The following is a 24,888-nucleotide window of genomic DNA, read 5'->3' on the forward strand; positions in this document are numbered from 1 at the left end:
CCTGAAGCTGAAGATGATCGTGATGGAGATGGATGCGAAGGTGATGGGAGATCCCGTCGTGGTGCATATGGCAGAACACTCGCCGCGCGTGATCTTGGCGGAGCGCTGGAAGGCGCTGGGGATGGCTGCGGCATGGACGCTGGGGGTGAGCGTGCTGGTGGCCATGTTTGTGGCTTATGTGCTTGAGGCGTTGGTGCCGCGGCGGGTGGTGGATGGGGTGTGAGTGACGCCGGCGCTGACTTTTGGTAGGGCGAGCTGGCCTCAGCGCGCCGCGAGCGATGAGGGGATCATCCGGGAGCGTAGAAGACTGTTCAGGTCTCCGCGGATCGCCCGCGGCTGCCTGAGGCCAGCTCGCCCTACCAAAAGGCAGCCCTACTGAAAGCCACCTTAAACGAGTGCCATTCGTCTCAGGAAAGCACGCTCCTTCGGCAGAGGCTTGCAAGGCTACTAGCTTCACCAGAGGCCGGCGAAGCGGGCCTTGAGCTCGGCTTGCCACTTTTCGAGGAAGGCGAGGTCGCGGGCTGTTAGCCAGGGGTCGCCTTGGCGGACTTCGATGGCGGGGAAGTTCGCTTCCTGGGCTGTGATGGCGGTGGCGACATCTGCCAAGGCATCTTCCAGCTTCTCGCGGACTGCTTGGACGGCGGGCTCTAACATGGCCTTCGCCAAGGCGCTTTGTGCGGCGCTGCGGCGGCGAGTGACATCATCCGCTTCTTGGAGGGTGGAGCCGACCTTTGAGAAGAGATCTAACAGAGCGGGGGAGATTGCGCCGCGTTCTTCGCCCTGCAGGCCCTTGCACTCGAGCCATGCGCGCAGGCGTTTGGCCGGACGGGAGAGGCGTGCGTAAGCTTCTTGCAGCGCGGTGAAATCTTCGCCAGTGCCGCCGGCATCCGGGTGATCGCGCTTGCCCGCGGCGCGGAAGGCCTCGCGCAATTCCTCCTCGGAAATCGCAAGCCGCTGCTCCAAGCCGAGACGCGTGAAGGGATCCATCGGTCCTCAGGCCGCGAAGCTTTCGCCGCAGGAACAGGTCACCACCGCATTCGGGTTGCTGACCTTGAAGCCGCCCTGCTGGAGGTCGTCCGACCAATCCAGCTCGCTGCCGCTGACGAAGAGGGCGCTCTTTGGATCGATCACCACGTTCACGCCATTGCTCGGCACCATGATGTCGCGATCGCGCGGGCCGTCGGTGAGGTCCATCTTGTATTGCAGGCCGCTGCAACCGCCGCCGATGACGGCGATGCGGAGCGCGCCCTCCGGCCGGCCCTGCTTCGTGAGCAGGCCGCGCAAATGTGCCGAGGCTGCATCCAGCACCCGGACCAGCTTTTCATTGCCCACCTTGTAATTCACCGCAGCCGCTGACATCGCGGCGGATTTTCGCTCCGGAATCGCGCGCTGGAAACTGAAATCTGGCCAAGTGCGTGCCGATCCCTACGGTGCGCCGCGTTTGCCCGACGACCCTTCACCCATCGCGCCAGTCACACCCGGCCTCGCCGTCGCCCTTGGATCTTCGTTTCTGGGGTATTATGCCCATGCCGGGTTTCTCAATGGCTTGGCTGCGGCGGGGCTGCATCCGGAGAAGGTTTCCGGATCTTCGGCCGGGGCGCTTACCGGTTCGCTTTACGCCTCCGGGCTGCGCGGCGAGGAGCTGAAGGAGGCGGTCCTGGATGCTTCCTTGCGCTGGTCTTTCTTCGACTGGGGCTCGGTCTTCCGCCTCCCAGGGGTGCTTAGTGTCTTCTGGTCCTCCGGGCTGTTTTCGGGAAAACGCGCGGTCAAGCGCCTGCAGCGGCTGGTCGATGACAAGGACCTCTCCGCGCTCCAATCGCCGAGTATGGAGATCGCCGTGACCGATGCGATCAGCCACCGGCCTGAGATTTTGCGCGAGGGTCCCTTGGCGGAATTGATCGTGGCGAGTTGTGCCGTGCCGGGCATGCTGACGATCCAGCGGGTGGGGGAGAAACGCTACATCGATGGCGGCGTGGCGTGTGAGATCCCCTTCGAGCAGTGGCTGGATGATCCGGCTGTGGATACGATTATCGTTCACCGGATCCGCCATGAGGCGGGGAGCGGACCGACGGTGAACTGGGAGACTGTGGCCACGTCCATCGGCTCCGCGCATCACACGGTGTGCAATGAACTTCACCGCCACCGCGCGGAGCTGGCGCGGCTGAAGGGGAAAAAGCTGATCGAGGTGGATACGATCACGCCGATGCCCAGCTTGATCACGCAGAGCAATGCTGCGCGGTGCTACGAGCTGGGGCTGACGGCGGGGCGGACTGTAGTCGCTTAGGCTGGCTCGTCTTCCGCGAGGATCTTGTCGATCGCCTCGATCCACTCCCAAGGGCAGCGCTTGCGCTGGTATTTTTTCCAGAGGATGTCGCGGAGTGCCTCCCACATCTCCCGCGGCACGGGGTCGATGGGTTGCCAGTCGGGGTCAGTCTTGAGAGTGGTTTGGAAGGTCCAGCGGTTGGCGTGGCGGGATGCCCGCCAGAAGCGCAGGCCTTCTTCAGTTCTTTCGCGCCACTCGTGGGACTCCATGCGGGGAGACTGGGTGGGCAAGCGGGAACTTCCAAGCGCCAAGGGCAAAAAACGCCACCCGATGGCTGCGGACTAGGTAAATATCCTAGCACTTGGCGCTTGGAAGTTTCGGGCGGTGGCGGCATAATCCACTCCCGTGCGGAGCGGTCAGCAGAGCGATGTCCTGAAAATCTTCGCCTATGTGGCGGCCACGCTGATTTTGGGGGCCGTGATCGCCCCTTGGCTCTACAATTTTGGCAAGGGCATGGCGGAGGTCTTCTCCGGCAAAGAAAGCAATGCCGTGATCCACTGGCTGGCGGATGCCGCCCGGCGTGCGGATTTCACGCGCTTCTTCAACCGCGCGGTACTGCTTGCCGCGGTGCTGCTGCTTTTCCCGCTGATGGCGTGGCTGCGGCTGGGGCGGGCAAGCGGGAAGTACGGTGACACCCCGTGGTCGGTGCGCCTGCCGCAGCAATTGGTGGTGTCCGACTTCGGCCAACCGTTGAAGCGCAATTTCCAAGGCTGGCTTCAGTTCGGCACGGGATTTTTCCTGGCGGCGGGGCTGCTGCTGCTCTCGGGCTGGGTGATGATTCAGTCCGGTTGTTTCGTGTGGCGGGATATGCCGCTGTCCGCCCGCGGCACCCCCAACAAGGTCGTGGAGGCGATCAACTGGGCTGCTGCGGTCAAAAAAGGCCTGCCTGCGGCCCTGGCGACTGCTCTGATCGAGGAGACCTTGTTCCGCGGGGTGCTGTTGGGAATCTTCCTGCGGGCGATGCGTCCGGCCTACGCGATTGCCACGCTATCCTTCCTGTTTGCTTTCGTGCATTTCCTGGAACCTCCCGTGGGGGTGATGATCTCCGATCCCGAGTCGGCGTCAGCGGGCTTCCAGATGCTGGGCCAGATTTTCGGCCGTTTTGCTGATCCGGTGCCGATGGTTTCGACTTTCCTGGTGCTTTCGGCGGTGGGGGTGGTGCTGGCGTATTCGCGCTACCGCACGGCCTCGCTGTGGCTGCCGGTGGGCCTGCATTTCGGCTGGGTTTTCGGGGAGAAGATGTTCAAGGCGGCGACTTGGGTGGTGCCCGGGCTGCCGCGCGGGGTCCACTGGTTTGTGGGCGAGACGCTCAAGGAAGGGTTGCTGCCGCTCTCGGTGGTCGTGATCACGGGGATCCTGGTGCATGCCATGACCCGCGAGGTCGAGCCGGTGGCGGAGTACCGGAACTGAAGCGATTGACGCGATGACGACGGACGAGGCCGCAGCCCCTGCCACGCCAGTCGCGGTGCCGGTCCGGGGCTGGTGGGCGCGCTGTCTGGATCTGCTTTTCCCCTCCGTTTGCAATGCCTGCGGGCAGTCGACAAAGGGTGACGCGGCGCTGTGCGAGGCCTGCCGGGCGGCGATTCCTTCGTTGCAATCGCCCTTCTGCCTGCGCTGCGCGGAGGAATTCGAGGGCAGGATCGAGGGGGATTTCGAGTGCAGCAACTGCCGCAACCTGGACTTCGATTTCGCTTTTGCCCGGCCGGCGGTGGCGAATCATCCGGTGGTGCTGCAGATGATCCACGAGCTGAAGTACCAGCGGCGGATCCATCTGGCACCGGAGCTAGGGCGCATGGCCCAACGCTCGTTCGGGGAAGATCCGCGGCTGCTAGAGGCGCTGGCGGGGAAGTGGCCGCTGGTGCCGGTGCCACTGCACCGCCGCCGGCAGCTCTGGCGGCATTTCAACCAAGCGGAGGAGATCGCCCGGCCGATCGCAGCGCTGACCGGGCTGCCGCTATGCCGGGGGCTGGCCCGCCAACGGGGGACCGGTAGCCAGACGCGGCTGAGCCGGGCCCAGCGACTGAAGAATTTGCGCGGGGCCTTCGCCCTGACGCGGGAGGGCGAGCGCCACTTTGCGGCCCACCCGGGCGGGGCGGTGCTGGTGGATGACGTTTTCACCACCGGGGCGACCACCGGCGAGTGCGCCCGGGTGCTCCGCAAGGCGGGGGTTCAAAAGGTGGTTGTCGTCACCGTGATGCGCGGCTAGCGTCGCCGCCTCACCACCGATGGGTATTTTCAACAAGCCACCCCTCCGCCGCGGCCGCGGCCGCGACGACATGCCGGAGGGTCTTTGGACCAAATGTCCCGATTGCGGGGCCATGCTTCACACGCTGGAGCTCAAGCAGCATTTCCAAACCTGCCACCATTGCGGTTACCATTTCCTGATGGATTCGCGCGAGCGGATCGATCTGGTGGCGGATGTCGGCAGCTTCAACGAGACCGAGGCGGGGATGAGCTCAGCCAATCCGCTCGGCTTCTTCAACTATCAGGAGAAAATCGCCGGCATGCGCGAGAAGACCGGCATGGGCGATGCGGTGGTAACCGGGCGCCTGACGATCGGTGGCAAGCCGGCGATGATCGCGGTGATGGATTTCAAGTTCTTCGCGGGCTCCATGGGCTCGGTGGTGGGTGAGAAGATCACCCGCGCGGTGGAGCTCGCGATTCAGGAGAAACGCGGCATGATCATCGTCTCCGCTTCCTCAGGCGCGCGGATGCAGGAGGGCATGCTCTCGCTGATGCAGATGGCCAAGACCTGCGGCGCGCTCGCGCGTCTCTCGGAGGCTCATTTGCCTTACATCTCGGTGATGACCCATCCGACCACCGGCGGGGTCACAGCTTCCTTTGCGACGATCGGTGACGTCAATCTGGCCGAGCCGAAGTGCATGATCGGCTTCGCCGGTCCGCGCGTCGTGAAAGAGACGACCCACCAGAGCTTGCCTGCCGGCTTCCAGACCGCGGAGTTCATGCTCGAGCACGGCCTCGTCGATGCGATCGTGCCGCGCCCGAAACTGCGGGACCAGCTTGCCCAGTTGCTCGGGTATATGATGCCGGTGGCGGGGTGAGGTGGACTGGATGGATAGGTCGTGCTAGGAAGAGAGCATGAGCAAAAGGTCCTTGGCGCTTCTGGATGAGGTCATGGCACTGGAGCCGGAAGAGCGCTTAGCCAGCTTGAAGCGTGGCGAAGCCAGACTCATTCCGTTCGAGGTGGCGCTGGAGATGTTGCGGCGCCGATGACCTACCCTGAATCCATCGAGTGGCTCTTCTCCACGCAGCTCTTCGGCATCAAGCTGGGGCTGGAGGGGCCGCGGCGTTTGTTGAAGGAGTTCTTGGCCTACCCGGATCATGGCGTGAAGGTGATCCATGTCGCCGGGACCAACGGAAAGGGTAGTACTTGCGCGATGATCGACTCAGTGGCGCGGACAGCGGGGAACCGCACCGGGCTTTTCACCTCGCCGCACCTGATCGATTTCCGCGAGCGGATCCGGGTTTCGGGAGAAGAGATCCCGGAAGAGGAGTGCGCGGCGATGTTGACGGAATTGCGCGGGATCTGTGAGACGCTTGATCCGCATCCGACTTTCTTTGAGATCGCGCTGGTGCTGGGCATGCGCTGGTTCCGCGAGCGGGGCTGCGACCTGATCGTGCTGGAAACCGGCATGGGCGGGCGCTTGGATGCGACGACCGCGGTGCCCGCGGATGTCTGCGCGATCACGCCGGTGGGACTCGATCACATGCAGTGGCTGGGCGATACCGTGGAGAAGATTGCGGCGGAGAAGGCGGCGATCATGGTCGAGGGCAAGCCGGTGATTTCCGCGCCACAGGAGCCCGGAGTAAGGAAGGTGTTAGAGAAGGAAGCGAACGAGCGCCGCTCCCCGCTGACCTTCATCGATCAGCCTCTGGAGGGATATCCGCTGGCATTGCCGGGCCCTCACCAGCGCTGGAATGCGGCGCTGGCACTGGAGTGCCTGCATGCGGCGGGCATCCATCTTTCCTATGGGGTGGTGCAACACGGGCTCTCCGTGGTGCGCTGGCCGGGTCGTTTCGAGCGGATCGAGCGGGATGGCAGGGAAGTGATCCTGGATGGCGCGCACAACCCGCAAGGAGCCGCGGTGCTGGCGGAGACTTGGCGCGAGCAGTTCCGCCAGCGCAAGGCGACGCTGCTATTCAGCGCCGTGGCGGCAAAGGATGTGCGCGGGATTCTGGCGCTGCTGGCTCCGCTGGCGGAGAAGATCCACATCTGCCCGGTGGATACCCTGCGGGTGGTGCCGGCGGAAGAGTTGGCCGCGCAGCTGCCGGAAGGAGCTCCGCCTCATGTCTGCTACTCCAGCTTCGAGGCGGCATGGCAGGCGGTGTTAGAAGAAGAGGGCGGACCGCTGCTGATCGCCGGGTCACTCTTCCTGGTGGGGGAGGCGAAGGCGAAGCTCGAGGGCGGCAAGTTCCAGTCCAGTACGCAGTGAAGGAGGGCGCGGGCCCTCCTTCATGCAAAAACAAGTGTGAGTCAGAACCTGGTGGTTACTGCAGCATGTAGTTCACCGTGGTGACGGTCACGTTGAAGCCCTTGCCCCGCTTCACCAGGAAGAAGGTCAGAGCAGCTCCGCCGGTGGGTTCATTGGTGCTTGGGTTCTTCCACACCAGCGCGGAGTGCGGTGTCGGGGCCTTTGCGGTCGGAAGCTTGACGTAGCTATTGACGTTGCCGCCGTCCGCCTTGAAGGCGATGTTCAGGCCTTTCGGCGCGAGCAATTCGCCCTTCTTGCCGATGGTGAAGGTTACCCGTTCGCCAAGGGTGTAGGCGGGGATGCCCTTCGGCACCGGAACCGGGACGGCGGTGCCGCCTATGCCTGAAACGGCAGAGGAGACCACATCGGTGACGGTATAGCTGAAGGTCTTGCCGGCAGCCCAGCCGCCGAAGAGGACTGGTGTTGCCGGTGGCTTCGGTTTCTTCTTTACTTCGGCTGCGTTCAAGGGAGCCGCAAACAACGAGCACAGGGCGAGCCCTGCGAGCAGTAGTGTTTTCATCTTCTAGGGGGTGAATGGCAGGAGATATGCCGCAGCCCTGTTAGCCCATCTAACCAATATGGGCAATTCGAAAATAACCAGTGGGTTATAGTCGGTGGGGGAGGTGAATGGCGTTGCGAAATGCAATCGCCTAACAGCTCATCGCGGACCACTGCGTCCTTCCCAGACACCCGCTGGCCTCAGGTCACTTCAGCTGCGAGAGCTCCGTGGGCGGCGGGGGAGGTGCGCCGTAAAGCGGGCACTCGTAGTCCAGCGGCGGCGCGGTGGGCGGCACGGGTAAGGTTGCTGGTGCCAGCCAAGTCGGGATCCGCAGGGAGATCTGGTCGCGGCGGTCGGTCAGCCGCAGATAGGGACCCTTGTCACGGTGCAGCTCGATTGTCGCGCCGCCGGGCAGGGTGTGGTTCCACATCGTCGGGAAGCGGTCACCTTGGCGAGTGCCTTCGGCATTCTTCCCGGCGGTGCTGCGCTGGCGGCTGCCTTCGAGACGCAGGGCGGAGAGGGTGGACAAACGGCGCCAAGTCAGGAGCCGGTGCTGCTCACAGAAGTCGAGGATCAGGGTGGCCTCACCCGCGGAGACCATCACCGGGAGGGCCATCTGCGGCGGCAGGTCGCCGACCTTGCGGGTCTTCTTCCAGTGGCGCGCGAGCGCGACGGAGGCTGGCACGAGGGTCGTGTTTTGCTCCGCGAGCAAGCGCCGCACGGTGCGGATCCGCGGATAGAGGTCGCGCCAGAAGCGCGGGTCGAGTGACGCTTGGGCGGCCGCGTCGGAAATGGCAGAGAGGCGGGTGCGTTCGGCCCATGCGGCGACCAGCAGGAGGCCTTCGACTTCGGGATCGGGATTGACGTTGCGCTCGTTGAGGCGCTTGTCCATCAGGTCGATTGCCGCAGCATCGAAGTTGCCGGCACCCGATTCGCGCTCAACGACAGTGAGGACCCGGAGTTCGGCATCGGTGAAGTCATTGCGGCGCTCGAGGCTGGTAGCCGGTTCGATTTCCGAGAAAATCTGCAGCAATTGGTCCGCGCGGTGGAGGGTATCGGTCTTGCGCCCTTCGTTGGCGGAGATCTCAAGCTGGCGGACCTGGACGTCCACCCAGATCGGCAGGATCTGGGCACCGATCACGTTACTGCGCGAGGCGATCACGGCCTTCTGCCAGTCCAAGCGATCGAGACGCGCGCCGATCTTGGTGGCAACCTTGGAGGCGGCTTCGCGCGGCCGGTCGAGATGGGCGACCTGGACACCATCGGCATCCCTCTCCGTCTCGGCGGCGAGATGGACGAGATCCAAGCGATCTTCGGGCGAGAGGGTGCGATTCTCGCGCGGGAAGGTCTTGCGGAATTCATTCACGTGCTCCGCGGTGCGGACCATGCGGCCGGCATCACCGAGCACCGGGCCTAACAGCACGCCAACGAAGAGCAGGGCAGGCAAGGCACTCGCCAAGGTCAGCAGGCTACCGCCAGCGAAGCGGGTGGCCAAGCTGGGGCGCTTGCGCATGACTTCCATGAGCAGTGCCTCGATCTTCTTGTGCCAGCCATCGCTGCCGATGAAGGAGCCGTGGCCTTCCTGACGCAGGCCGCGGAAGATCCGGCGCAGGGCTTCGCCCTCGTCATTCACTTCGCCGGCCCATGGCAGCTTGCGGGCACCGCGGACGACCTGGATGGTCTTCACGTCCCAGATCACGCCGCCGAACATCGCCATGGCGATGTAGCGCAGCACGCGGTTGTTCAGGACGATGGCAGCGGCAAAAGCGGAGAGCGAAGCGGTGACCGTGAAGAAGGGGCGCAGCAGAGGAAGGTCACGGAAGACCAGCAGGTCGATGATCTTGCCACCATCCATCGGCAGCACCGGCAGCAAGTGCAGGGCATTGAGGGCCACGGCCATGCCTGCGGCATCCAACAGCCAGAGTGGCGTGTCCGGGCGGAAGTAACCGTGGGCGAGCATTGCCAGACCGGCGATCAGGCCGGGGAGGGGGCCGCCAAGGAGGACGACGAGCTGCTGCCAAGCGGGGGCGTGAAGCTTGCGGCCGCGTTCGGTGGCACCCGTAAAGGGAATGAAGACCGGCGGGATCCCGCGATAGCCGAAGAGGCGCATGGGCAGCCAGTGGCCGGCCTCGTGCAGCGCGGAGAGCACGATCACGGTAAGCGCGGTCTGCAGCGGCTGGTCCTCGCCGAAGAGGAAGATGAAGAAGGCGACAGTGCCAGCGAGCAGGACCAGGCGACGGACATGGTCGATCGGGCTGGAACCCACCGATTGCAGTGCGCGGTAGCGAGTGAGGTCTTGCTCGACAGCTTGGTTCAGCGAAAGGCCGATGGCCCCGCCGACGCGTTCGTTTTCATCCGGCTTGGCCTTGGCCGGTGCGGCCACATCGCGGCGCGTGGTCGAACGGAAGTAGCGGCCGAGGAAGAAATCGCCGAGGATCGGCAGCACCCGCGAGGGCAGGCGGGTGAGGCGGAGGCGCAGGACCTCCGGATCGGCCTTGGTTGGCGTGAACTCGCCGCCAGTGACCAGCGCGGCGTGGCGGGCCTCCTCGTCGGCGGCCAGCATTTCGGTGAACTTCTCGATCGGAGGGATGATCCGGCCTTGCTCGCCGCGGATGCGGGCGTAGTGGTGCTTCCACTGGGCGGTCACGGTGCCGAAGTGGCGCTGCACGTCGCGCCACCACGATGGGGGATGGCGGGTGAGGCGATGGTCGAGGGTGACGATCAGCGTGCCATCGCGCAGCGGCGTGAAGAGCGAAAGTGAGACCCGCGGGCCAGCACCGGATACGGGCACGGTGCGCTCCAGGGTGGCAAAGGTCTTTTCCTCATCATTGATGAGGATCCAGCGGTGGGCCTCGGCGAAGCCGGCGCTCTCCAAGCGCACGACCTGTGCCTGACGAAAGCCGAAGTGGCCCATGCGGTTCAGCCATGGGGCCATGCGACGCTTCACATCGGTCGGAACCATGTGGGTCTCGCAGGCATGGGCCTTCACCCGGTAGCGCCGCACGTTCATCAGGGCGATGAAGGCACATACGAGCGGCAGACCGGTGGCGAAGACCAAAGCCAAGAGTACCAGGCCGAAGGTCATACCTAGAAATGCTGGGGGCATCCGGGCCCCATTAAGATTAGATTTCTAAAAAAATCAAGTTGGTTTTACTTTCGTGCAAGTAATTCTTCACGTGTATCGAGATTTTTTTGAACGCCGGACAGTCTGTTTTGTCTGACTCTCCTAGACCGTCGCTGCGGTGGAAATCATTGGTTTGGAGGGGATTCATTCCTTCCCGGCCGCTGGGGGATCTTCCACCGTTTCGAGGTCGCTTGATGACCGAAAACCACCCGCGCCTGCTTGCGGAATGTGGGCGGGAGGATCGTGGAGAAGTTTAACTTTTCCTGATATTTTATGCAGATCGGTGCTAATGTGGCCCCGGCCTTGACGCAAGAAGCCCAAGGCTGCGTTGCCGCAAGCCTTGGGCTTCGAATTGATTCGATGGTGGAGTGGGAGTGCTCGCTCAAGCGGCCGGCGGCATCGGCGGCGGTCCCTGTGGCTGGGGTTCAGCTTTCTTCAAGTGGCCACGGACGACGAGGGCGCCGAGGAGCAGGCCAAGGGCTGTCATCAAGCTGGCCTGTGCCAAGTCTGGCCTCTTGCCGTCTTCGATGATGGCAGCGTTCGAGTCCAGATTGGGGTAGAGCTTGGCGACCTTGTCGCGCTTCTTGCTGTCGGACTCGATGCCGAATTGGACCAAGCCTTCGACATCACGCTTGGGGCGGAGCTTGTCGGCGTTTTTGGCGGCGAACTCGATGGCCTTCTCCGGAGAACCTCCGCCGGCCTCGATCTTGCGGCCTTCGTTGATGAAGCCGACGAGCTCCGGGTCCTTGGTGAGCAGGAGCAGGCGGATATTCCCGGTGGTGGAGTCCTCGCCGGGGGCGACGACGGGGACGTAGATCTCCTTTGCATCCGAACCGGAGGTGCGCGAGGTGAAGACGCTGTTGAGCGTATCGAGTTCACCACCGGTGACCTTCAGCCATTTGGCATCGGGCGTTTGCTTGTAGAAGTCCTGAATCGAAATTTCGAGCGGCTTGCGATTGGTCGCGATGGTGTAGAGACCTTGGCCGCCGAGGGCGAGGAGGCCCAGGGAAAGCAAGGGGAGGAGACAGCCGAGACGCATGATCATGGGAGAAGCAAGTTAGGTGTTAGGATGCCGCATTTGATAAGCGGATCCTGCGCGCTCGGGCAATCGCTTTGCTGGCGAAGTTGCCCGGCCTGGCCTACTTCTGCGAAAGCGGGGTGCCTGGATTGAGCGGGCACTCGTGGTTGATAGGCGCTGGCTTCGTGGAAAGTTGGCTCATCCAAGATGGGGTCAGCTTCGCGAGTTCGCGATGGTCTTCGAGCATGAGCTTCGGGTGTTCGCCGGGGACCAGTTTGAGGATCGCGCCGCCCGGGAGGCTATAATTCCACGTGGGAGGCAGGCTGCCCTTCTTGAGGCGGTGGTTTTCGAGACGCAGCGCGGAGAGAGTGGTGATGCGCCGCCAGGTCATGCGCTGGTGGGCCTCGCAGAAGTCCATGATGTAGGCAGCTTCCCCGTTGAGCGGTTGATCCGCGCCTTCCAGCGTTTCGGGAAGCTGGCCGACCTTCTTGGTGCTCTTCCAATGGCGGGCGACTGCTGCGGTGGCCATGGCCGCCTCCCGGCCGATCACGGCGTGGTTCAAGCAGTTGAACTTGCGGAGGGCGGCGAGACGCCAGAAGCGGTGGTCTTCATCCACGCCCGTGTCAGCAAGGCTGCCGTCGAGCAATTCCGGTGCTTCGAAGGCGGTACCGGAACCTGCGTCGTGCCAGATATTGCCATCGACTAACAGACGGTTCTCCACGGCGGGAAGCGGAGCTTGGTTGAGAGCGTTGATGCGGGCATCGAGGCGGCCGATCGTGACGGCATCGAGCTGGCCGCTGGCGGAGAGTTGTTCGACGACATCGAGGGTGCGCTGCTCGCTATCCCACAGGGCCTGGCGGATGTGCAATGTCGCGGCGGGCTCCATGGAGCTGCGGGCGTGGAGGAGCATCTCGGCACGGCGGGCGGCTTCCGGGGCGCGGCCTTCTTGCAAGGCCTTTTCCATGCGGCTGCAGAGGACATTCATCCAGATGGTGAAGGTTTCCTCGTGGACCATGCCGGCATTGATCACGCGGCTGGCAGTGGGCCAGTCGAAGTGATCGAGCGATGCGGTATCCATGCTCGCGGTCGTCTTGTCCTCGAGAGCGCGAAAGGGGATGACTTGGTCGGAGGTGACGGGAGTCGTGCTGGCGGGGAAGTCGGACCGGAACTCGGTGGTGCTCTCCGCCATGCGGCGGCGGTGCTCGCTGCCGCCGGAAAGCGAGAGCCCCAGGGTGAGGATGATGAGAAGGATGGCGACCGACCATGCAGCCAGATAGGCGGCGCCGCCGAGGATGCGCAGCAGGAAGCCGGGGCGCTTGCGCATGACCTCGGCCAGGAGGACCTCGATCTGGCGGTGCCAGTTGCCATCGCCGAAGAAGCCGGTGTTACCTTCCTCATGGATGCCACTGAAGATGCGGCGCAGGGTCTCGTCTTCATCCGCGGCATCCGTCCAGCCGAGACGTCGGCCACCGCGCACCACGCGGATCATCTTGAAGTCCCAGATCATGGCGCTGAACATGCCGATGCCCATGTAGAGGAGGGCGCGGTTCTGGGTGAAGAACCAGGCGGCAAGCACCAGCCCGGCGGAAACGCCGGTGAAGAAGGGGCGCAGGAAGGGCAGGTCGCGGAAGACCAGCAGGTCCACGACCTTACCACCATCCAGCGGGAGAAAGGGGAGGAGATGGAAGGCATTGATGATGATCGCGAAGCCGCCGACATCGAGCAGCCAGCCGGGCAGCGGCAGGACCAGTCCGAGGGCGATGATGGCGATGCCGCCGAGCAGGCCGGGCAGGGGGCCGGCGAGGATGGCCAGCAGGCTCTGCCATGCCGGGGCGTGCAGCTTGCGGGCGCGGTCGAGCGGATTGAGAAAGGGGACGAAAAAGCGGCCCATGCCCTTGAAGCCGAAGATCTTCAGCATCAGCCAGTGGCCGAACTCGTGGGTCGCCAGCACGGCGAGCACGATCGCCGCCGTCTCCAGGGGATCGGACTTGCCGATGAATGCGACGCAGAGGGCGAGGGTGAGGGTGGTCGCGCCAATACGGGAAGCGTAGTACTTGCGGCCGGCGCTGCTGGTGGTGAGTTCGCGGTAGCGGTTGAGCTGGTCTTCCACGCTATCCTCCGTGCTGCGCTCGTGGGAGGGTGTATGCTGCTGCTGCTCCTGTTCCAGTTCACCGGGCTTGGCGGCGGCGGCCAGGTCGGTGCGGCGGCCGGAGGCGGCGGCAGCGCCGGAGAAGAAGGCGGCGAGCTGTCGCCAGGCGAGCTTGGGCCGTGCGGTGAAGGCGGGCTTGGCTCCTTGGGATTCGTAGGAGAGCGGGGAATAGTTGCCGCTGGCGATCAAAGCCTCCGGCACCGCCTGTTCTTCGTGGGCCAAGCGGGCACCGATCTGCTGCTGGGGAATGAAGATCACCGGCTGGCCTTCCAAGCGGGAGCGATGCTCCAATAACTGGGCCTCGACCGTGGTGAAGCGGCGGTGGCAGAGCTGCCAGTGCTCCGGGCGGCTGGGGGCGATGGCGCGGTCCGCGGTGACGATCACGCCGCCGTCCGGCAGGAAGGCGAAGAGGCTGAGCGAGATCTGGGCCTTGGCCTTCGGCGAGGAGGAGGGGATCCGCACCTTGACCACGGCGAGGCTGCGGTCATTGACGCTGGCGAAACGGTAGATGAAGCAGTCGCGCTTGTTCTCATCCAGGCTGCGGCTGGAGTTCTGGAAGGCATAGCCGAGGAAGCCCAAACGGCCGATCCACGGCTGGATCTGGCGGCGGACGTTGGCTGGCAGGGTAGCGGGATCGGCGGCCGTATGCTGGGGCAGGAACCAAGTCCGCAACTTCGCCGCCGTGACGACGAGCAGCGGCAGGGGCGAGAGTAAAAGGGTCCCCAGATAGAAGGTGAGAAACCATCCGGGCAGGGCATCGAGTGGGAAAATGCCAAGGGCGAGCACGCTACCGCTCTACACTTTCCGGGAATTTTTTAAAAGCTTATATTTGGGAGGACTAGATTTTCAAAATGAAAGATTAATGCAAATTGCACGGATCCAGCCATCACGGCCGCCCGTAATCAGGCATCCACCAATGACCACGCATACTGGAGCGTATCGATGTCCGCCGCGGTCTTGTCGCGGCGGATGGCGTGGATGCGGGGGAAGCGCATGGCCAGTCCGGAGTCGTGGCGCTTGGAGGGCTGGATCGAGTCGAAGGCGATCTCTAACACGAGGTTTGGCTCGACGATGTGCTTGCGGCGCTCGGTGGAGAGGGTGTGGCGCTTGAAGTGCTCGGTGAGGTCCTCGATCTCCGCGTCAGTCAGGCCGGAGTAGGCCTTGCCGACGATGCGGAGCTGGCCGTTGCTGGCGTCGCGGACGGCGAAAGTGTAGTCGGACAAGACCTCAGCGCGCTTGCCGTGGCCTTGCTCGGCGGCGACGACGACGCAGTCGAGGGTGGTGGAAGTTTTGAGCTTGAGCCAGCCCTTGCCGCGGCGGCCGGGGGAGTAGGGGCTGTTCGGGGCCTTGGCGATCAGGCCTTCATTGCCATCGGCGCGGGCCAGCTTGAAGGCGGCTTGGACCGCGTCGGCGTCCGGCGGGAGGTGGGCGACGGCGATTGGGACGATGAGTGCGGAATGCGGAATGCGGAGCGCGGAGTTCTCTAGCAACTGGCGGCGTTCCTTCAGGGGGTGGTGGAGCAGGCTTTGCTCCGCATGCCAGAGAAGGTCGAAGGCGATGAAGCGGACGGGAGGGAGAGAAGAGGAGCTCTGAGATTGGGAATTTGAGGGGCCGGAGAAGAGGTCACCTTGGGCAGTGGAAAGCCGGCCAAGGCGCGTCTGCAGGTCGTGGAAGGTCAGGCGCCGGCCTTCAGCGTAGGCGATGATTTCGCCATCAAGGATGAAGTCTCCGGGGAGCTCGAGAGCGGCGGCGAGGAGCTCTGGGAACTCGGCATCAAGCGGGCGCAGGTCGCGGGAGAAAAGGGCAGCCTGGTCACCTTGCTTGTGGAGCTGGGCGCGGATGCCGTCGTACTTCGGTTCGAGCCAGAGCGGATTGCCGTCATTGCGCTCGGCCAAGGCGGCGACCAGTGAGGCTGCATCCGGCATCGGCGAGGCGAGCATCACCTTGATCGGCACCAAGGGCCGCAGGCTGGCTTCTTCCAGGCGCTTGTGGCGGGCCAAGCGGGCGGTCTCACCGAGATCGCCAGTGAGCATGTGGGCGTGGCGGACGCTGGTGGGCTCCGCGCCGAAGGCCTCGGCCACGGCGTCTTCGACGAGGCCTTCCTTCAGGCCGATGCGCAGGTCGCCGGTGAGCAGTTTCACTAGGGTCTCGCCCTCTGCGGGATGCAGGGTGCGCAGGCGGCTCGCCAGCAGGTCGATCCGTGCCAGCGAGCCGGGCGAGCTCGCGAGCTGTTCGAAGAATGCGGCCAGCCCGGCCAGATCAAGCGGCTCCGGCTTGAGTGGCAGCTCTTGAAGCAGCAGACGGGTGGTGCGGGCGGCATCGGCTTGGGAGATAGAGATCTCGCGGTAGCGTTCCTCGCGGGCACCGGGGAGCTTGAGCAGGGCGCGGCGCAGGGTGGCACCGCCGGTGAATACTGCGCGGCGGTCGGCAGCGCGGGGCAGGGCGCGGCCGGTCAGCCAATTGGCGGCGCGGGCGAGATCCTCATCGCTCACCAGTCCTTTCAGGTAGGCGGCAAGGTGGCGGATCTTCTCCAGGCGACTGCTGGTCTCGCCAGTCAGGCGGCAGAGGCTGGTGAAGTCCGCCAGTGCACAGATCGGCCGCACGTGGCGGGCGCTGGCGGTGGTCTGGATGCCGCTGCCGGTGAGGAAGCCACGCGCGGAGGGCGGCGCTAGCGCCAGCTCCATCTGGTCGTTCCCCGTGGCCGACCAGGCTTCTTGCCCGCGCAGGCGCAGTTCCGCGGCGAATTCGCGGGTGTAGCCGTGGACGGTCAGGATTTTCTTCGGACGCACCCGCTGGATGCATTCGAGCAGGCCGGGGTAGTCGGCGTGATCGGAGAGGGGAATCGCCTCATCCACCCGGTAGCGGAAGCTGGCACCGGGAGTCATTGCCCAGCCGCTGAGCATGGCCACCCGGCGATTGCCGAGGGCGCGCAGGAGCTTCGAGCGCACGGCATTCGGCGGGGCGATTACCGCGTGGCCTGCCGGTACTGGGGTGCCGTCGAGGATTAGCGGCTCGGGCAGACCGGGCACGCCGGCCTCGCGGCAGGCTACGGTCATGTCCGCCACATTCGGGTGCAGCAGGGTGGGGATGCCGTGCTCGGTGAGCAGGGCCAGCGCCTCCTGCGCCTTGCCCAGCGAGTAGCCTAGCAGCACCGGGACCTCGCCATCCGCGAGGGCATCGTGAACGAAACGCAAAACTGCAGACTCCACCTCCATGGGCGAGGGGAAGTTGAACTGCGGCAGGCCGAAAGTGGTCTCCAGGATCAACAGGTCGGCCTGTTGGAACACCACGGGCTCGGCGGTGCGGCCTTTCCGGACCTTGAAGTCGCCGGTGTAGAGTAGGGTAGAACCATCGGCGATCCGCGTGACATGCAGCATCGCCGAGCCGGCGATGTGCCCGGCGGGGAGCATGCGAAGGCGAAAGCCATTGCGTTCCACGGTGGTGTGGAACGAGGCTGGCAGCAGCCGCGATTCGGCAATCCCGTAGCGGGAGCGGACCAGCGCGGCGGTCACGGTCGAGCACAGGGCCATCTCATGGCGCGCGAAGTGGTCGGCGTGGGCATGCGAAACGAAGGCCCACGGCTGCGCGTCGTAGGGATCGAGCCACAGATCGGGCTCGGGGAGGTATAGGCCGCGCTGGAACCTGACTTCGATCACACTCGCCGGGAAGGTGGCCGCGGAACCCCGCCGGGCCAAGCGGTAAGATCGTTTCGGTTAGAACGCGAACGCGGAGGGTGGGGTTGGATGGATGTTTCTAACGGGTGTTTTGTGGATCTGTGGGGATCCATTTCTCCCTCCGTCCATGTGCTCAGGGAAATGGACAGATGGACGCACGGACCGATCGGTCACAGTGCGATGTCGTCTTCCGTGCCAGCGATGCCGTCATCACCGGAAGAATGGACCGTCAGGCCCCCGGCTTCGCTGAAGCGGATGAAATAGGGCCGGTCCCATGGATCGATCGCATTGCCAGTGGAATCCAGGCGGAGGGATTCGCGGAATCGCTTGGCGCAGGATTCGCTTGAGCAGAGTTCGCGGATCAGTGCGGCATTGGTCCTGGCTTCGGGCCAGCCGCGATCGTGTGCGCCGAAGTAGATGAAGGACTCCGTCTGGATTAGGCCGATTTGCTCGCGGGACTTCATGAAGCGGTGAATCGGCCGCGAGTTCTTTTCCTTGTAATACATTCCCCCGCTCGTGACCGCGATGAGGCAGGTGGCGCAGAGCAGTCCGACCACGGATCGAAGTGAGGACTTCGCCGCTCGCTTGGCCTTCGCCAAGGCCGCGAGAGACCAGCATGCCGCGATGATGCCCAGAATCAGGATGAGCCCGGGAGTGTAGTCCAAGGGGCCGATCACGGTGGCAGGAAGGCTCATCGGTAGGGCGATTGGGATCAGGAGAAGTTCGTTCACAGTGTTCTGCCAAGCAAGGAAGGAAGATACGGTTTCCAAGCGCGGCGAGGGAATCCGTCCGTCGGTTCCCTAGGCGAACGGACGGACGAATGGACAGCGGCTTTCCCCGAACGCACTCAGCCGGACTCACGCTCGCTCTCGCGTGCTGCTTCCGCAGCAGCAGCCTCTTTCTCCCGCTCCTTGGCCCCCTTTTGAAAGAGGAAGACAATGCCGATGACCGGCAAGATCGCTCCGACCAGGGCGCCATAGGTAAAGGTGGTGCCGATGTCCCGCGAGCGCTTCCCGAGCGCCAGAGCCCAGACCAGGTAGAGGCCGAGCCGGTAGAAGACCATGTCTCCGGCAGGATAAACCTCAGGGAAACGTCTCATCAATCCGTCCAGGCAGAGACTGATCGCGTATAGGCCCACGCCCGCGGCTAGCAGTTCCAAGCGCGAGAAGCTGCCCTTGGGCGAGAAGTAGCCGGAGAGATACGCGGTAGTGAGGGGCATGGGGACTTGGGACGGATGATGCGGGGGCCGAGTATTCTGCCAATGCTGTTCTGGCAACTCGCCTGGAACTTGTATGGCGCCCTTCTGGGAAGGGCTCACTCCGAAAGCGGCTCTGCCACAAAAGGGATCACGTGCCGTGGTAAGGACGTCTCTCTTTCAGGGGACGGTCCCAATATCCCGCCAATCAGGTCCGGAGTGTGAGCCGGGTGGTGTGCTTGAGCTTTACCGGGCGGAACTCGACCATTCCCAAGGACACCACCTCCACCTCGAAGGGCAGCGCTGCGGCATCAATCACCCCGGCGATCTGGCCGCATTGCTCACGTGGCAGGTCCATCGCCAGGGTGCAGTGTGGCATCCATTTGGCGGGCGTGTAGTTGGGCCAGATGTCGGGACTGATCAACGACAGTTCCTCATGGAATTGCTCCTGCAACTGCAGCAGCTCGGACGTGACCTTCGGCGCGAGGAACATGACCGGCTTCTCGCCGGGGAAGAAACCGGTAGCCGCGAACTGCAGCGGGAAGCTGGCGAAGTTCTCGCCGAAGCCATCGAGCAAGCGGGAGGCGGCGGGCAGATCGATGCTGTCGCAGACCGCTAAGGTCAGGTGTGGCCGTGCGCCGCTGCTGTGCATGTAGGTGGCACCGAGTCCGGCGAGACGTTCCCACAGCTTGCGAATGCGCAGGTCCGAGTCGTCGTCGAAGAAGAGTTCGATGGCGTGGGGCATGGCTCAGTTCTCGGGCTGGATCAGATCAAGCGGGCGGTTGGCATAGAGCTCGGTGAAGCCGCAGGCGGCACAGACCCAGGCGGAGAGTGCGGTCTCCTGCTTGCCGGTGAAGATGAAGGCATCCTTGTTGCGGTAAGTGGCCACGCTCAGGTCCCGGTTGCCACCACGATCTCGGTCCACCACCGTGGCATCGGCGATGATGCGTGGGCTGTTGCACTTCGGGCATATGCCGGATTTCTTCATCGCGGTCATTTCTGCGTACCGCGGGTTCCGCCTTCAAGCTTCTCCGCCTTCCAATATCGTTCTGCCTTTCCATGGCCTTCGGGTGCGCCTCAAGATTTCCGGCGCACGATCTTCGAGACCACCGGATCCTTGGCATCCATGAAGAAGTAGCAGCGGCCCCACAGCGCCTTCATGCCGAACTCATCGAACTGGTTCTGGCCCAGCGAGGTGATCAGCACCTCGTCACGGGCCAAGGCTTTCAAGTGATTGGCTCGGATGCTCGCGATGTGCTCCTGCGCCAGGTCTTCCAGCACCACGTTGAAAGCCGGGTGATTGTAGCGCACCAGCATATTCCCGTCGTCCATTGGCACGGGGTTCATGTCCGGGTGGTAGTTGAAGATCTTCGACAAGATCGCCTTCGCCTCCTCCTTGGCAGCGGTATCGCTCAGGCCCTCCGGAACGAGGACACAAGTCCCGTGGCGGAAGACCACGAAGTCATTCTTGTGATCGGTGTAGTAGCGGAAACGGTCGATGATCTGGTCCTCCCGGATCTTGATGGCTGGTTCCCATGCCGGCACCGGCGGGAAGTCCTTGTCCTTTTCAGGCTTGGCCCCACCACCGAAAAATTTGGAGAAGAATCCCATGCGCCCGTGTTTGTTAGAAGTTCTCGCGAATGACCTCTGCCAAATCTCCTAACAAGTCGTCGCACTGTCCAGCATAGGAAGATCCATGCATCACCGCCAGGGTCTCCGGCTTAAGTTCCGCCAGTGAGTTGAGCACGCCGGCGGTCCGCCGGGTGTAGGGCATGTAGCCGGAGAGGGGACCGGAGTTGAGGCGCTGCATGGCATCGGTGGTGCGGCCGATCAGGTCGGAGCTCGTCAGCGCTTCCGGATTGCCGAAGTGGTGGAAAAGGTCCGAGCAGAAGAGGGTCTTGCGGGTCTCCTCGAACATCACGCTGGCATCCCAGCCGTGCGGGATGTGTGGCGAGTGGTGGAAGCGGAAGCGATACTTGCCGGTCTCCAGCACATCGTCCGCAGTCATCCCGCGCGCCGGGCGTTGCGAGAAGTCATCCACGCTCACCAATTTGCCGACCAAGGTGCACACCGGCTCTGCGTCCGGGGCGATCGCCAGCCAATCATTGAGTGCCCCGCATTCATCCGACTCGAAGTGGCTCCACGAGATGTAGCGCAGCGTGGCCGGATCGATCAGGCTGGCAACTGCTTCACGCAGGACGGGGAACATCGACCGCAGGCCGGTATGGAAGAGCAGCGGTGCCTCGTCCCGCACCAGAAAGTGGTTGAATTGCATGTCGAAGTCCGGGACATACACGCTGAGGCGGAATAGATCGGGAGCGATTTCGTCGGTGGTGGCACTCATGGCATCTCCGGCCATAGCGCGAGGCAGGAGGACGGGGAAGCAAGCGCTGTGGCGATGCCACTATCGGTGCACTTCGTCCGGGTTGCCGGCGTCCGGCGGGACGGGTGGCGGCACATGATACAGCGAGGCGAGTAGCAGGTGCTCGCCCTGCGTCTCCTCCGGTGGGGCTAGCATCGCATCCTCCAGCTTCTTCCTTCGCAGGTAACTCCACAGCATCAGGAAAACCCAAGCATTGAAGAACAGCACAATCACGATCCACGCCGCGAGCCGGATCTCGCGGTGCGGGCCTTGGAAGTCGAAGTAGCAGGAGCCCTGTTCCACTTTCAGATTCTGGATCCGGCCCATGGTGCTGAAGTCCTCATGGCCGAAGTTGAAGCCGGGGTGGATGCTGGCGTTTGGCGCGGTATTCAGCGAGCAACTCAGCGTGGCATCGTAGCCATAGATGCCCAGCGTCCCCGCGGGACGCGAATACTCCGCATAGGAACAGTATCGCCCGCTGTCCCACCAAACCCAGAACAAGTAGGAGAGGACGAAGAGTCCGGACCAGAAGGTGACCGAACGGCGCATTTCTCCCTTGCTAGCACCCGGCGTGCGAAAAGGGGAGCACCTTTTCCATCGGCAAAGGCGTCACTCCCGCACCCAGCATGGCTTGGGAGAGGAGGGTATTGATTGAAGAAAATAAAATGTTCCAATACCCAGATGGCTGAGAGTGAAGTGAAAGTTTTCTCAAATGAACAGCTTGGACGAAGTAATCGCGGAAATTCGGAAAAGGGGGGAGGTGATGCTTCCTTCCGATCTGGCGAGGTTGGCTAACGAGAGGCTGGGGGGAGAACTCAGCGAGTATTTACTTATTCACATCTTCTGGAAGGCTTTCAAGGTCCCCATAGGAAAGATGAAAAGTGTTAGTTTCTGGCACGGCGTCTGGCCCCAAGAGGGAGCGTTAAGTGACGATGAATTCAATGACCGGTTAAAACAGTGGGTGCCCTATGGTTCTTCTGAGAGGATCACTTGAGGAGATTGTTGATCGGTCCGGCGGAGCTGAGCATCTTGGCTTGCCGGTGGTCCCGTTGCTTCGTTCGCCGACGCGTCAGAAAACTTGGAAGGCTTCACGGCTCCCGCGGAATCCACGGTGAGTCGGATCAGGTAACACAGCTGACCGAGAGGAAGACTCGAACTCCGATTCTGCGATCCTTTGTTCTCATTTCTTCAATGGTGAACTGGGGGTGTCCCGGCGCCCCGGTGCCTCGGGACATGTGAGTGACCTTCGCCTTAAATGGCAAATTGTAGGTCCCTCCGCCGTGCTGGATGACTGTGCCAGCTTCGAGGATGTCCTTTTCTCTGTAGGGAAAAAAAACCGCCGGTGCCCCTCCCCGAGCACCGGCGGATTCCTTGCTGCTGCTTATCGATCCCCCCGGTTCGACAGCGGCAGCGGGAAAATGTCAGGTCGCACTGAATCGCAAGAAGCCGCGCAGGCGGCCTTTCACGGTGACGCGACCGACTGCGGAGTCGGCCAAGACCACCATGATTTTGCGGAGTGCGTCCATCTGTGCAAAGCAATGGACCCAAACGGCTCGACCGTCAACGGGAAAAGAATAATTTCTTATTCTTTTTCGCCTCCTACTCCGAATCCGACCATCCCGGCGTGTCAGTAAGCCGCAGGAAGCGCAGGGAGCCGGGCATGGGCTCACGGATGATGGCGATGAAACGAACCACCCCGGAATCCTCGGGGATGGGACCATCGACGGCGAGCAGGTCGGGATCGCTGGTCCAAGTGCTTTGATCCGCTGAAATCTCAGGATACCAAGTATCCGCTGCCGCCTCAGGCACGGTCCAAGTGACGGCGAAATGGGAACCGTCGTCGCTGGTGAAGGGGATGATTTGCAGCGCCGGCAGATTTCCGGATTCAGGTGTCCCGGAGGAAGGAGGTGGCTGCGTAGAGGGGAAGGACGGTTGCGGCGGCCAGGTCACATCATCCGGGCCATGGCTGGGGCCATCATCGGGTGGAGTGGTCTCGCCCCCATCGCCGTTCCCCGGGTCTGAGCCGGTATCGGTGCCCGACCCGGTATCGGTGCCCGGATCGGAGCCCGTGTCAGTGCCGGGATGGGAGCCTGTATCGGGCTCCGGTTGATCCGGTTGCGTGGTTGCCGGCGGCTTGGGATTGCTTTCAGGCTGCTCCGGGCCGACGGGGGGCGTCGGGGTAGGTGTCTTGGTTGGCGGGGTGCCTGGTCCTTCAGAGGGAGCTGCGGGAGGAGGCGGGGGAACCGGGCGCCTGAAACCGAAACCACGCGCCATCGGCTCCGGTGCGAGAGGCGCGCTGTGACTCGCTGAGTCCTCTGGCAAGGAGACGGGGAAGTTCGATGGTTCGGGTTCGCCCCTACGCGAGGTGTAGGTCAATGGCATCCTGGCCGCACGAAGATCCTGGCTGGCGGGAGCTTGTAGCACCGGCAAGATCTGAGGCGGGGAGGCGGGCTGAGTTACTGGCGCGGCAACTGCGACAGATGGTTGCGCTTCCGGCAAGGCGCTGGCGACCAAGGGCTCCACCAGGTCCGACCACAAGCTGGGCGTCGCGGCGTGTCGTACTGTGGCCTTTCGAGTGGTGCGCTGTGCTGGCTGCGCCTCCGCTGCCGCTTTGAAGCCGAGCGAGGCGATCACGAGGGCAGGGGCTGCCAAAGGAAGTCCCACGGCGAGCCAGCCGCTCGTGCTGGGTGCCTTGCGCCGCCGTGTGCTGTCCAAGATGGCATGCAGGCGGGAGATCACCGGGTGCTGGCGCGCGAAAGCCAGCGCGGGCGAGGGCGGAGGAGCTTGGGTCCGGTGGCGGAGCGCCGCAGCGCCCAGGCAAGCGGCGTAGGCTTCCGCATCGCGCCCATCGAGCAGCACCAAGTCATCGGCCGCCATCTCCCGCGCCAAATGGCTGCGCTTTACCAGCAGCCATGCCAGCGGATGAAACCAGTAAAGGGTCCTGAAGATCTCGAAAACCCAAGCCCACAAGGGATCGCGCCGGCGGACATGCGCCAGTTCGTGCTCCAAGACCATGCGGACCTGCTCCTCCGGCAGGCTTGCGACTGAGGTCGGCAGCACCACCACCGGGGAAAAGATGCGGTAGACGAAGGCATCACCCTGCCCCTCTACGATCCGCAAGCGCACCGGCGGCCCCGGGATCGTGGCTGCCAAGTCCAACAGTTCTTGGGTCGGCGCCACGGAGCCAAGAACCCAGCGGCGCAGGGCTGCGGCATTCAGAGCAATCCTCAGCAGGGCCACGCCGACGCCCGCGAGCCAGAGCACAGCGGCCACACGGAACCAGCGCCGATAGCCATCCGCTGCAGGTGCTGGATGCACCGGCGCCGCGCTGACAGAAGGACTTCCAAGGGCGACGCTGCCCGTTGCGACGGGGAGGGCTTCCTTTTGATAGGCGGAGGCCACTACGGCCATCACCGGCGCATTCGGGCGCGGCAGCACCTGCCAATCCGGCATGCAGCGCAGCAAGAGCGGAGCTGCGAGGGAAAGCGTCGCGGCGACGACCAGCACCTGATGGCGGGCCGTGGCGGACGTCCGTTTCGGAGTCGCCAGCAAGGCCAGCAGGACCACCCCTGTGACGAGGGGCATGGATTCGCAGATGACGCCAAAGGCGGAACTCATGAGCGTGGGGGACGCTTGGGAGGAGAAGAGTCGGTTCTAAGTCGATCTACCAGATCGGCGATTTCGTCAAGCTCGCTCTTCTTGAGCGAGTCAGGCGATTCCTCGAAGTGACAGGCGATCGCGTCTTTGAGAGAACCTTTGAAGAAAGTGGAGAGCAGGCGCTTCAGAGACGAGCCGCCTTCGCGCTCGCGGCTGCGGGTCGCCTGGTAGACAAACTCGCGGCCAGCCTTGCCGTGGGTGACGTGGCCCTTCCTCTCCAGGATGTTCATCAGGGTGCGGACCGCGGCCCGCACTGGCGGGTCGCTCATCTCCGCGATGATCTCGCTCAGGGTCGGGGTCCCCAAGCGATGGATAATCTCTACGATTTCCCGTTCCCTGCGGGACAGGGAGGGGTAGGTCGGGGTGCTGTTGGACTCGGGCTGGGCCATGGTTC

The 24,888-nt window shown here is 63.6% G+C and carries 24 protein-coding genes; 7 read left to right on the forward strand and 17 right to left on the reverse strand.

Annotated features, from left to right (window positions below; all coding sequences use genetic code 11):
- Positions 1-223, forward strand: a 223-nt coding sequence (locus tag BV071_RS28435; protein WP_035614764.1) for a hypothetical protein, incomplete at its 5' end; no start/stop codon positions are given.
- Between the two features lie 230 nt (positions 224-453).
- Here the strand turns inward: BV071_RS28435 and BV071_RS28440 are convergent.
- Complete coding sequence (locus BV071_RS28440) at positions 454-987, reverse strand: J domain-containing protein (RefSeq protein ID WP_035614767.1); 534 nt, start codon at positions 985-987, stop codon at positions 454-456.
- A 6-nt stretch (positions 988-993) separates the two neighbouring features.
- Positions 994-1,359, reverse strand: a complete 366-nt coding sequence (locus BV071_RS28445; protein WP_035614769.1) for an iron-sulfur cluster assembly accessory protein — start codon at positions 1,357-1,359, stop codon at positions 994-996.
- 52 nt (positions 1,360-1,411) lie between these two features.
- Between BV071_RS28445 and BV071_RS28450 the strand changes: the two genes are divergently transcribed.
- Positions 1,412-2,284 carry a patatin-like phospholipase family protein gene (locus BV071_RS28450; protein ID WP_035614772.1) on the forward strand — a complete coding sequence of 291 codons (873 nt, stop codon included), beginning with the start codon at positions 1,412-1,414 and terminating at the stop codon, positions 2,282-2,284.
- On the opposite strand, the gene BV071_RS28455 is transcribed toward BV071_RS28450, so the two are convergent.
- A complete protein-coding gene (locus BV071_RS28455) occupies positions 2,281-2,532 on the reverse strand; it encodes a hypothetical protein (protein ID WP_035614775.1) in 252 nt (83 codons plus the stop codon). The genes BV071_RS28450 and BV071_RS28455 overlap by 4 nt on opposite strands.
- Positions 2,533-2,668: 136 nt before the next feature.
- On the opposite strand from BV071_RS28455, the gene BV071_RS28460 reads away from it, so the two are divergent.
- From BV071_RS28460 to BV071_RS28475, 4 genes are all read left to right on the forward strand, one after another.
- Entirely contained in the window at positions 2,669-3,733 is a 1,065-nt protein-coding gene (locus BV071_RS28460; RefSeq protein ID WP_035614778.1) for a CPBP family intramembrane glutamic endopeptidase, read from the forward strand.
- Between the two features lie 13 nt (positions 3,734-3,746).
- Entirely contained in the window at positions 3,747-4,529 is a 783-nt protein-coding gene (locus BV071_RS33885; RefSeq protein ID WP_052573996.1) for a ComF family protein, read from the forward strand.
- A 70-nt stretch (positions 4,530-4,599) separates the two neighbouring features.
- Entirely contained in the window at positions 4,600-5,385 is a 786-nt protein-coding gene (accD, locus tag BV071_RS28470; protein ID WP_305038379.1) for an acetyl-CoA carboxylase, carboxyltransferase subunit beta, read from the forward strand.
- Between the two features lie 168 nt (positions 5,386-5,553).
- Positions 5,554-6,777: a folylpolyglutamate synthase/dihydrofolate synthase family protein gene (locus BV071_RS28475; protein WP_035614785.1), complete on the forward strand. Its 1,224-nt coding sequence runs from the start codon at positions 5,554-5,556 to the stop codon at positions 6,775-6,777.
- 55 nt (positions 6,778-6,832) lie between these two features.
- Here the strand turns inward: BV071_RS28475 and BV071_RS28480 are convergent, their stop codons facing one another.
- The 12 genes from BV071_RS28480 to BV071_RS28535 all read right to left on the reverse strand — a co-directional run bounded on the left by BV071_RS28480 (position 6,833) and on the right by BV071_RS28535 (position 21,386).
- The gene (locus BV071_RS28480) at positions 6,833-7,336 is read right to left on the reverse strand and encodes a hypothetical protein (RefSeq protein WP_265595009.1); all 504 of its coding nucleotides are present in this window, start codon (positions 7,334-7,336) and stop codon (positions 6,833-6,835) included.
- A gap of 184 nt (positions 7,337-7,520) precedes the next feature.
- Positions 7,521-10,421 (reverse strand): site-2 protease family protein, encoded by a 2,901-nt coding sequence (locus tag BV071_RS28485; protein WP_265595010.1) that lies wholly within the window; start codon positions 10,419-10,421, stop codon positions 7,521-7,523.
- A gap of 400 nt (positions 10,422-10,821) precedes the next feature.
- Positions 10,822-11,484: a hypothetical protein gene (locus BV071_RS28490; protein WP_035614793.1), complete on the reverse strand. Its 663-nt coding sequence runs from the start codon at positions 11,482-11,484 to the stop codon at positions 10,822-10,824.
- A gap of 94 nt (positions 11,485-11,578) precedes the next feature.
- Positions 11,579-14,392: a site-2 protease family protein gene (locus tag BV071_RS28495; RefSeq protein ID WP_035614796.1), complete on the reverse strand. Its 2,814-nt coding sequence runs from the start codon at positions 14,390-14,392 to the stop codon at positions 11,579-11,581.
- A 116-nt stretch (positions 14,393-14,508) separates the two neighbouring features.
- Entirely contained in the window at positions 14,509-17,262 is a 2,754-nt protein-coding gene (locus tag BV071_RS28500; protein ID WP_035615013.1) for an ATP-dependent DNA ligase, read from the reverse strand.
- A 188-nt stretch (positions 17,263-17,450) separates the two neighbouring features.
- The gene (locus BV071_RS28505; protein WP_265595011.1) at positions 17,451-18,011 is read right to left on the reverse strand and encodes a hypothetical protein; all 561 of its coding nucleotides are present in this window, start codon (positions 18,009-18,011) and stop codon (positions 17,451-17,453) included.
- A gap of 116 nt (positions 18,012-18,127) precedes the next feature.
- Positions 18,128-18,499, reverse strand: a complete 372-nt coding sequence (locus BV071_RS28510; protein WP_035614802.1) for a hypothetical protein — start codon at positions 18,497-18,499, stop codon at positions 18,128-18,130.
- 184 nt (positions 18,500-18,683) lie between these two features.
- Positions 18,684-19,220: a 2'-5' RNA ligase family protein gene (locus BV071_RS33890; RefSeq protein ID WP_052573998.1), complete on the reverse strand. Its 537-nt coding sequence runs from the start codon at positions 19,218-19,220 to the stop codon at positions 18,684-18,686.
- Between the two features lie 3 nt (positions 19,221-19,223).
- On the reverse strand, positions 19,224-19,463 hold the full coding sequence (locus tag BV071_RS28520; protein WP_265595012.1) for a hypothetical protein: 240 nt from the start codon (positions 19,461-19,463) through the stop codon (positions 19,224-19,226).
- A gap of 89 nt (positions 19,464-19,552) precedes the next feature.
- Positions 19,553-20,086: a hypothetical protein gene (locus BV071_RS28525; protein ID WP_035614808.1), complete on the reverse strand. Its 534-nt coding sequence runs from the start codon at positions 20,084-20,086 to the stop codon at positions 19,553-19,555.
- Between the two features lie 13 nt (positions 20,087-20,099).
- Positions 20,100-20,819: an MBL fold metallo-hydrolase gene (locus BV071_RS28530; RefSeq protein WP_035615016.1), complete on the reverse strand. Its 720-nt coding sequence runs from the start codon at positions 20,817-20,819 to the stop codon at positions 20,100-20,102.
- Positions 20,820-20,879: 60 nt separating this feature from the next.
- Positions 20,880-21,386 carry a hypothetical protein gene (locus BV071_RS28535; protein ID WP_035614811.1) on the reverse strand — a complete coding sequence of 169 codons (507 nt, stop codon included), beginning with the start codon at positions 21,384-21,386 and terminating at the stop codon, positions 20,880-20,882.
- Positions 21,387-21,549: 163 nt separating this feature from the next.
- Between BV071_RS28535 and BV071_RS28540 the strand changes: the two genes are divergently transcribed.
- On the forward strand, positions 21,550-21,831 hold the full coding sequence (locus BV071_RS28540) for a hypothetical protein (RefSeq protein ID WP_035614813.1): 282 nt from the start codon (positions 21,550-21,552) through the stop codon (positions 21,829-21,831).
- A gap of 605 nt (positions 21,832-22,436) precedes the next feature.
- Here the strand turns inward: BV071_RS28540 and BV071_RS28545 are convergent.
- Both BV071_RS28545 and BV071_RS28550 read right to left on the reverse strand, forming a co-directional pair.
- Positions 22,437-24,455: a M56 family metallopeptidase gene (locus tag BV071_RS28545; protein ID WP_081886297.1), complete on the reverse strand. Its 2,019-nt coding sequence runs from the start codon at positions 24,453-24,455 to the stop codon at positions 22,437-22,439.
- Entirely contained in the window at positions 24,452-24,883 is a 432-nt protein-coding gene (locus BV071_RS28550; protein WP_052573999.1) for a BlaI/MecI/CopY family transcriptional regulator, read from the reverse strand. Before BV071_RS28550 ends, BV071_RS28545 begins: the two co-directional genes overlap by 4 nt.
- Positions 24,884-24,888 lie beyond the last annotated feature (5 nt).

It is taken from the genome of Haloferula sp. BvORR071, from assembly GCF_000739615.1.
GTDB lineage: Bacteria > Verrucomicrobiota > Verrucomicrobiia > Verrucomicrobiales > Akkermansiaceae > Haloferula.

Bases quoted from the DNA above. Each gene is read 5' to 3' on its own strand.
- BV071_RS28530 (WP_035615016.1), bottom strand. From the start codon at position 20,819: ATGAGTGCCACCACCGACGAAATCGCTCCCGATCTATTCCGCCTCAGC.
- BV071_RS28545 (WP_081886297.1), bottom strand. From the start codon at position 24,455: ATGAGTTCCGCCTTTGGCGTCATCTGCGAATCCATGCCCCTCGTCACA.
- BV071_RS28490 (WP_035614793.1), bottom strand. From the start codon at position 11,484: ATGATCATGCGTCTCGGCTGTCTCCTCCCCTTGCTTTCCCTGGGCCTC.
- BV071_RS28520 (WP_265595012.1), bottom strand. From the start codon at position 19,463: ATGAAGAAATCCGGCATATGCCCGAAGTGCAACAGCCCACGCATCATC.
- BV071_RS28510 (WP_035614802.1), bottom strand. From the start codon at position 18,499: ATGCCCCTCACTACCGCGTATCTCTCCGGCTACTTCTCGCCCAAGGGC.
- BV071_RS28455 (WP_035614775.1), bottom strand. From the start codon at position 2,532: ATGGAGTCCCACGAGTGGCGCGAAAGAACTGAAGAAGGCCTGCGCTTC.
- BV071_RS28525 (WP_035614808.1), bottom strand. From the start codon at position 20,086: ATGGGATTCTTCTCCAAATTTTTCGGTGGTGGGGCCAAGCCTGAAAAG.
- BV071_RS28480 (WP_265595009.1), bottom strand. From the start codon at position 7,336: ATGAAAACACTACTGCTCGCAGGGCTCGCCCTGTGCTCGTTGTTTGCG.
- BV071_RS33890 (WP_052573998.1), bottom strand. From the start codon at position 19,220: ATGCCCCACGCCATCGAACTCTTCTTCGACGACGACTCGGACCTGCGC.
- BV071_RS28540 (WP_035614813.1), top strand. From the start codon at position 21,550: ATGAACAGCTTGGACGAAGTAATCGCGGAAATTCGGAAAAGGGGGGAG.
- BV071_RS28475 (WP_035614785.1), top strand. From the start codon at position 5,554: ATGACCTACCCTGAATCCATCGAGTGGCTCTTCTCCACGCAGCTCTTC.
- BV071_RS28535 (WP_035614811.1), bottom strand. From the start codon at position 21,386: ATGCGCCGTTCGGTCACCTTCTGGTCCGGACTCTTCGTCCTCTCCTAC.
- BV071_RS33885 (WP_052573996.1), top strand. From the start codon at position 3,747: ATGACGACGGACGAGGCCGCAGCCCCTGCCACGCCAGTCGCGGTGCCG.
- BV071_RS28485 (WP_265595010.1), bottom strand. From the start codon at position 10,421: ATGCCCCCAGCATTTCTAGGTATGACCTTCGGCCTGGTACTCTTGGCT.
- BV071_RS28445 (WP_035614769.1), bottom strand. From the start codon at position 1,359: ATGTCAGCGGCTGCGGTGAATTACAAGGTGGGCAATGAAAAGCTGGTC.
- BV071_RS28550 (WP_052573999.1), bottom strand. From the start codon at position 24,883: ATGGCCCAGCCCGAGTCCAACAGCACCCCGACCTACCCCTCCCTGTCC.
- BV071_RS28440 (WP_035614767.1), bottom strand. From the start codon at position 987: ATGGATCCCTTCACGCGTCTCGGCTTGGAGCAGCGGCTTGCGATTTCC.
- accD (WP_305038379.1), top strand. From the start codon at position 4,600: ATGCCGGAGGGTCTTTGGACCAAATGTCCCGATTGCGGGGCCATGCTT.